At 62.9% G+C, this 6,397-nt stretch carries 7 protein-coding genes; 6 read left to right on the top strand and 1 reads right to left on the bottom strand.

What is annotated here, in order from left to right:
• The 4 genes from VD811_15845 to VD811_15830 form a co-directional block, all read left to right on the top strand.
• The coding region (locus tag VD811_15845) for an aminotransferase class V-fold PLP-dependent enzyme (GenBank protein ID HXV22456.1) at positions 1-360 on the top strand (360 nt) is incomplete at its 5' end.
• A gap of 175 nt (positions 361-535) precedes the next feature.
• Positions 536-940, top strand: a complete 405-nt coding sequence (locus VD811_15840) for a DUF1992 domain-containing protein (protein HXV22455.1) — start codon at positions 536-538, stop codon at positions 938-940.
• Complete coding sequence (locus tag VD811_15835; protein HXV22454.1) at positions 937-2,268, top strand: serine hydrolase; 1,332 nt, start codon at positions 937-939, stop codon at positions 2,266-2,268. Before VD811_15840 ends, VD811_15835 begins: the two co-directional genes overlap by 4 nt.
• 108 nt (positions 2,269-2,376) lie before the next feature.
• The gene (locus VD811_15830; protein HXV22453.1) at positions 2,377-4,350 is read left to right on the top strand and encodes a PBP1A family penicillin-binding protein; all 1,974 of its coding nucleotides are present in this window, start codon (positions 2,377-2,379) and stop codon (positions 4,348-4,350) included.
• 73 nt (positions 4,351-4,423) lie between these two features.
• On the opposite strand, the gene VD811_15825 is transcribed toward VD811_15830, so the two are convergent.
• A complete protein-coding gene (locus VD811_15825) occupies positions 4,424-4,912 on the bottom strand; it encodes a PaaI family thioesterase (GenBank protein HXV22452.1) in 489 nt (162 codons plus the stop codon).
• Between the two features lie 293 nt (positions 4,913-5,205).
• Between VD811_15825 and VD811_15820 the strand changes: the two genes are divergently transcribed.
• Entirely contained in the window at positions 5,206-6,003 is a 798-nt protein-coding gene (locus VD811_15820; GenBank protein ID HXV22451.1) for a TIGR00266 family protein, read from the top strand.
• Positions 6,003-6,397: hypothetical protein (locus tag VD811_15815; GenBank protein HXV22450.1), on the top strand; the 395-nt coding region annotated here is incomplete at its 3' end. The genes VD811_15820 and VD811_15815, both read left to right, overlap by 1 nt.

Here is a 6,397-nt window from a genome sequence, read left to right as displayed (position 1 = left end):
AGTGCGCGGATCATGGCGCTTCGCGACCGTTTCCACGCCCTGCTGGAGGAGCGAGTCGGAGGCGTGCTGCTCAACGGCCACCCGACCGAGCGGCTCCCGAACACGCTGAACCTCAGCTTCGCCGGCGTGACCGGAGCGGAGTTGCTGGCGAGCACCCCGGAGATCGCCGCCTCCACCGGCTCGGCCTGCCATGACGGGACAGGGGAGCTCTCCGGTGTCCTCAAGGCGATGGGAATGCCCCGCGCCCAGGGATTCGGCGCCGTCCGCTTCAGCCTGGGGCGGCTGACCACCCCCGAGGAGATCGATCGGGCGGCGACGATCATCGCCGGGAGGGTCAGAGAGATGCGGGGCGGAGGGTGATGCCCCGGGCCGCCCTTCTCACTGGGTAAAGGGTGTCTCAACAAGAAAAACAGGCGCAGGTCTTGATATTTGCAGCGGGGACAAGTTATCTTTTGGGAAATATGTCCGCCCCCTTTCTGCTTGCGGAGGATGGATTTCAGCAGAGCGGACGTAACGCCGAAGGAAAACACGTCTGATGGACATTCTGGCAACGATCGCGGAGAGGAAGATCAGCGAAGCGATGGCGCGGGGGGAGTTCGACGACCTGCCCGGCCGGGGGAAACCGCTGGCGCTGGAGGATGAGCTCGCCGGTGTCCCGGCCGAGTTGCGCATGGCCTACAAGATCCTCAAGAACGCCGGCTTCGTCCCCCCGGAGGTAGAGTTGCGCCGGGAGATCCTCAGCCTCCGGCAGTTGGTCGACAGGCTGGACGACGACGCGGAGCGCAAAAAGAAACAGCAGGAGCTGGACGTCAAGATTCTCAAGCTTTCCATGATGCTGCGCCGCCCGCTGGACCTGGATCATTTCTCAGCGAGCTCCGAGCTGGAAGTCGAATCAAGCTCGAGCAGAGTCCTCCCACCGACAGGAAACATCCTGGAATGACTGGAAAGCTGTTTTCCCTGATTGCAGGGATTCTTCTGGTTTCGCTGCTGGCGGGGTTCACCTATCCGGAGCAGGTGAAGCAGGAGCGCATCGGCGCCGAAGCGTACCATCTGGGTTATGCCGACCCGCGCACCCTGGGTATCGACCCGGATAAATTGAAGAAAATCGATGCCATCGTCGAAGAGGCCATCCGTGAAGGGGCGACGCCGGGTGCCGTGGTGACGGTGCTCAAAGACGGGAAAATTGTCTTCGACCGGGCCTACGGGCATCATGCGTACGACGGGGCAGTCCCTACGCAATCTTCGGACATTTTCGACCTGGCATCGGTCACCAAGATATTCGCCACCACGCTCGCTGCCATGCGCCTGGTGGACCAGGGGAAGCTGGACCTGGATGCCAGGGTGGGGAAATACCTGGGCGAATTGAAACACTCGCATCCCGACAAGGCGGCCATCAGGGTGCGCGACCTGCTGACCCATCGGGCCGGCTTTATTCCCTTCATCCCCTTTTTCCTCAAGATCAAGGATGGCGATTACAGCCCGAAGCCCTCTTCCCGCTATCCGGTCAAGGTGGCAGAGGGCTTTTTCCTGACCAAAGACTACTACAAGAAAGTGATGTGGAAGCGGATGCTGGAATCGCCGCTGAAAACCCCGGGGAAGTACGTCTACAGCGATATCAGCATGTTCATGTTGAAGGAAATTCTGGAGCGCATCGTGCGGAAGCCTCTGGATGTGTACGTCAACGAACAGTTCTACAAGCCGCTGGGCGCCTGCTCCATCGGATTCTGCCCGCTCGACCGCTTTGCCGAAGAACGGATCGTCCCCACCGAAGGCGACACCTACTTCCGCAAGCAACAGCTGAAAGGATTCGTGCAGGACCCGGGAGCGGCGATGGCGGGCGGCGTCTCGGGCCATGCCGGTCTGTTCGCTACCGCCTATGATCTGGCCATTCTTTCACAGATGCTTCTGAACGGCGGCAGCTATAACGGCCGACAATATATCAAGCCCGAAACGGTGAAAAAGTTTTCCTCCCGCCAGTCGGAGGACAGCCGTCGCGGTTTGGGTTTCGATTGCTGGGACCCCGAATCAGAGAAAGGTTATCCCTGCCAACTGGCCTCGCCGGAAACTTTCGGCCATACCGGCTTTACCGGGACTTGCGTGTGGATCGATCCTGAACATCGATTGGTTTATATCTTTCTCTCGAACCGACTCTACCCCTCGCCGGACAAAAACAAGCTTATGAAATTGAATATTCGTCCACGCATTCACGACGTTATCTACGAAGCGATGGGGACCGGAACCGGGCGGACCACCGCCGTGGATCCATAGGCGGCGCCGCCCCGAGCTTTTCCTGTTGGCAGTTGCCGACAAAAACGCTATGCTTGGCTCCCATTCAATACTCGACACTTTCCCTGGGTTTTACACTTGCTTTTGCCTTTGCAACGAATCGCAGTTCTTGTCACCTTCGGGTTTCTCCTGGTTTTGAGCCTGGTCCCATCGGCCCGGGCGGAAGAACCTTTCGCCACCTATCCGCCCCTGCCCTCCGGCTATACCTCCATCAAGGTCTTTGACCGCCAGGGGCGTTTCGCCGGGCGGATCCTCCCCGAGGGACGGTACTGGGTCTCCATCGACCGGATCCCCGTTTTCCTGCAGAATGCGCTGCTGGCCATCGAGGACGCCCGTTTTTATGAACACGGCGGGATCGATATCCGCGGGATCGCCCGAGCCCTGGTGAAGGATGTTTCCCAAGGGAAACTGGCTGAAGGGGGTTCGACCATCACCCAGCAGTTGGTCAAGAACAAGCATCTCACGGCGGAGAAGACCATCGACAGGAAGGTGCGGGAGGGGCTCCTGGCGATGGAATATGAAAAGAAGTACACCAAGCAGCAGATCCTGGAGATGTACTTCAACGAGATCTACTACGGGAACGGGGCCTGGGGGATCGCCCAGGCGGCCCGGCTCTATTTCGACAAGGACCCGGAGGAGTTGACCGACGCCGAATGCGCCGTGCTGGCCGGGGTACCGAAAAATCCGGGCCGCTACAATCCGCTGGGCAAACGGGCCGACGTCGAGCAGCGCAAAAACACGGTCTTCGGCCGCATGGCGGAACTCGAGATCATCACCCGCCGGCAGGAACAGCAGCTGCGCTCCCAGCCGGTTAGGGCCGTCCCGTCGGGGCAGGCCCCGCAGTACCTGGCCCATATCCGCCGCAAGCTGATCGAATGGTACGGACCGCAAGTCATCGAAAAGGGTGGGATGGATGTCTCCGCGGCCATGGATCTAAACCTGCAAAAGCTGGCGGAAAAGACGCTGCGCGAGGGAGTGCAGCGGATTTCCCCCGAGCTGCAGGGGGCACTCCTGTGCCTGGATCCGCATACGGGAGATGTTCTGGCGGTCGCAGGGGGGGTCGACTTCTCGAAGAGTACCTTTAACCGCGCCTTTTTTGCCCAGCGCCAGCCCGGCTCGGCCATCAAGCCGTTGGTCTATGCCGCGGCCCTGGACCTGGGGATCCCCGCCAACAGCCGCTGGGACGATTCGCTCGCAGCCTACAGTCGGGGGAACGGCCAGAGCTGGACACCCCGCAACTACGGGAGAGAGTCTTTCGGGACGCTGACCCTCAGGGAGGCCTTGGCCCACTCCAATAATGTCGTCACGGTCAAGTTGCTCGATACCATCGGGGTCCCCAACTTCGTCGATTTCGCCCGTAAGCTGGGGCTTTCCCTGCGGACCCCCAACGACCTCTCCCTGGCCCTGGGCACCGAAGAGGTCACTCTGCATGACCTGACCCTTGCCTACGCCCCCCTGGCCACCGGGGGCCTGCGCCCCGAATCGAGAACCATCATCCGGGTCTACGATCGCAGCCGGAGCGGCTGGGCGGAAAATCCGCCGGCAGTCACCCCGGTCTTATCTCCGGACACCGCCTTCGTCACTACCCGGATGCTGCAGGACGTTATGACCTATGGTACCGCCAGGTCGCTGAACAAGTTTGCCCAGGAACGGCCTTCGGCCGGCAAGACCGGCACCACCGACGATTATCGGGATGCCTGGTTTATCGGCTACACCCCGCAGATGATCACCGGCGTCTGGGTGGGACATGACAAGCCGAAACGGGGGGGGAAAGGCTTTACCGGCGGAGCAGTCGCCGCCCCAATCTGGGAGCGCTTCATGCGGCCGGCCCTGGCGGCCGAACCGGCGATCGACTTCCCGCAACCGGACACGGTCATTGCCGCGAACCTCGACCCGCAGACAGGCTACCTGGCAACGGCGGAATGTCCGGAGAGCCGGGAGGAATTCTTTATCCCCGGAACCGAGCCGACCGAGTACTGCCCGGAACACGGCGGCATCCCCGCCGAGCCGTTACCTGCGGACCCTCCGCCGCCAATCGCGGAGGAAGAGCAGCCGGAAGGCTGAATGCGAAAGGCGGCCAAACGGCCGCCTTGCCTGTATTCATGGGTGATACTGAGAACCGCGGCGACACCGCAGCTCACCGCCCCGGGATGGTGATGCAGAGGCAATCGCCCTCGGCATAGACCGTCTCGCCGCGACAGATGCGGCCATGTACCTTCACCTTGCGTCCCTCGGCGGAAACGACCCGGCTCTCCACCGTCACCACCTGCTGCAGCGGCAGCAGATTGCGAAAGCTGACGTTGAGATTGCCGACCACGATCGGATGGCCGGCGGCCCAGGCGGCGAGCCCGAGGACCTCGTCGAGAACTGCGGCCACCGAGCCGCCGTGCGCATGCCCCGGCGGGCCTTCCGTCTCGGGCCCAAACCAGATGCGCGCCTTGAGCTGCTGTTCGCCGTCCCGGTAATAGCGGACGCGGAAGCGGTTCCCCTCCGGCTCGCCGGAGACGAAGCGCAGCGATTCGCCGACCAGGGCCGGCGCGTCGAAGGGGACCCACCCTCTTTCGCCGCCGAGATCGACCGGCGGACAGAGCGAGATGCATACCTTTCCTGCAGTTGTTTTTACCACAGCTGTTCTCCTTCGGATATATCATTGCCGTTTACGGGAACGGTCCAGAGAAACGTAACCATAGCAGACTCCGCCCCGCAAGTTAACCCCCCTCGTGCGGCACCTTTTGAGGTGCCGTTCGAGTTGAGCAGCGGGCACGGACCCTGCCTGCTCCGCACAGGTCACGCCGCCATTGACCCTCCTGGCCGTTTCTGCTAGATTCCATCCCCGTCCCGAGCGCAACTTGACAGTTTGCAGCCCCGTTGCTGCAACCCGATAAACAGTCGCAAACTTTCTTGACAAGGAGAAACACCATGGGCATGGATGTCGTTGATTACGAGATTTTCGGGTCCGAAATGCAGTACGTCGAGATCGAGCTCGATCCGGGCGAGGCCGCCGTCGGCGAAGCCGGCGTGATGATGTACATGCAGGACGGGGTGCAGATGGACACCGTCTTCGGCGACGGCTCGCAGCAGGGGGGCTTCTTCGGCAAGCTCCTCGGCGCCGGCAAGCGCCTGCTTACCGGCGAAGGGCTCTTCACCACCATCTTCCACAACGAAGGCAAGGGCAAGCGGCGCGTCGCCTTCGCCTCGCCCTACCCCGGCAAGATCATCCCGGTGAAGCTGGACGAGGTCGGCGGCACCCTCATCTGCCAGAAGGATGCCTTCCTCTGTGCGGCCAAAGGGGTTTCTCTCGGCATCGCCTTCCAGAAGAAACTCGGCGTCGGCCTCTTCGGCGGCGAGGGATTCATCATGCAGAAGCTCGACGGCGACGGCATGGCCTTCGTACATGCCGGCGGCACCCTCATGGAGAGGGTGCTGGCGCCGGGGGAAACCCTGCGGGTCGACACCGGCTGCATCGTCGCCTTCCAGCCGACGGTCGATTTCGACATCCAGTATGTCGGCAAGGTCAAGTCGGCGATCTTCGGCGGCGAGGGGCTCTTCTTCGCCACCCTGCGCGGCCCCGGCAAGATCTGGCTGCAGTCGCTGCCGCTCTCGCGGCTGGCCAACCGCATCATCCTCTCGGCGCCGGCCGCCGGAGGGCGCTCGGCCGAGCAGGGTTCGCTGCTCGGTGCGGGATTGCTCGGCGGCCTTCTGGGCAGTGAGGACTGATGAGCACCTTTGCCGGCCGCCTGTTCGGACCGGATCTGCCCGGCGCCGGCGGCGAGGCGACGGCGCGCTGGAGTAACGACGGCGGCCTCGTCCTCTCCCACGCCGGGCGCGAACTGACCGCCGCCGAACTGAGTATCGATGCCGCCGGTTTCAATGCGGCCGGGCTTCGTCTCTCCTGGTGCGCCGAAAACGGCGAGCACGTTTTCTTCGTCGATACCGAGGAAGCCCGGGCCGCCTGCCTCGCCGGCGCCCCGGCACAGCACGCCGCCCGTCTCGCGGCGGTTGCCGGCGTGCGCGGCCGGATCGAGCGGCGCTTCCGCTTCGGCTGGGCAGCCCTGCTCCTCCTGCTGCTGCTCCCCGTGCTGGCCCTCGTCGCCTTTTTCCTGGCCCGGGA

The sequence above is a fragment of the Desulfuromonadales bacterium genome, from assembly GCA_035620395.1.
Classification (GTDB): Bacteria; Desulfobacterota; Desulfuromonadia; order Desulfuromonadales; family DASPGW01; genus DASPGW01.
This window is presented reverse-complemented; position numbering and strand designations above follow the sequence as displayed.